Raw genomic sequence first — 961 nt, forward strand, 5'->3', positions numbered from 1 at the left:
TACTTCTAAAGTTCTTGATAACTGAGGTAGTAACGATATATCAGGCATTGTATAAGCATTTTCCCACTTGGAAACGGCTTGAAATGAAAGTCCAAGTATTTTTGCGAGTTCTTCTTGTGTAAGTCCTCTTTCTTTGCGGTATATGCTTATGTTTCTTGCTAATTTTTCCTTCATTAATCCTCACGCTCCTTCATGTAATCCAATTCTATTTGAGTTTGTTGGTACGAACAATAACCTCATATTTGATTTTTTATAATTTTCAACCACCAGTTGAGCAAAAAGATTTATGACCAATCCTATAATGTATTAGATATGTTATCAACGACTCCTTGTTTTTACAGAACACGAATAATCTCAGTCTTCTCTTAAATTAGAAAATGCTTTAAATTAGGACCTTGGTATTATTCAAGGGCTTTTTTTGTTCCATATATCCCCATGAATATGCTATAGTGTAAGAAATAAAGAAGATTTATGCAGAATTTAGTAGAAAAATGGGCTTAGATATTCCCGTTGGTCGTGGGCATATAGTCCTTATGAAAGCTGGATTATTCCAATGAGGTGAAAGTGATTGGCTAAAACGTATTATGCGGAAGGCAGACAAGTTGCTTATGTTTTGAGAGGATTATTTGTTATAGGTGGGCTTGCTATCTACTTTAATATACCTGGTCTACACTGGGGATACCTTTTTGGTATCTTACTTGGCTCTGTGATTCTGGGAGAAATTTTTGGATCAATGTGGACACGAAAGCGACGACAGAAAAAGAAAGCTGAAAAGACTAGTGGCTCAAGGAATACCGATAGGAGCAGAATTACTAGCACGAACAGTGGGGTAGGCAAGGCTAATGCGAAAACAACGAGTAAAAAGCTGACTGATGCACAGATTCTCCAAGCTGATATAGAGATACTATCAGGGACAGATTTTGAGCGATTAATGGAGCTTTATTATATAGATCAAGGTTAC

At 36.2% G+C, this 961-nt stretch carries 1 protein-coding gene and 1 pseudogene; one reads left to right on the top strand and one right to left on the bottom strand.

Annotation, left to right across the window (positions count from 1 at the left end; all coding sequences use genetic code 11):
- Positions 1 to 174, bottom strand: a 174-nt coding sequence (locus L696_RS28085) for a helix-turn-helix transcriptional regulator (protein WP_155985293.1), incomplete at its 3' end; no start/stop codon positions are given.
- A gap of 394 nt (positions 175 to 568) precedes the next feature.
- Here L696_RS28085 and L696_RS0102050 point away from each other — a divergent pair.
- Positions 569 to 961 (top strand): annotated as a pseudogene (locus L696_RS0102050) (restriction endonuclease); the annotation flags it as partial.

The organism is Paenibacillus maysiensis (genome assembly GCF_000520815.1).
GTDB lineage: Bacteria > Bacillota > Bacilli > Paenibacillales > Paenibacillaceae > Paenibacillus > Paenibacillus maysiensis.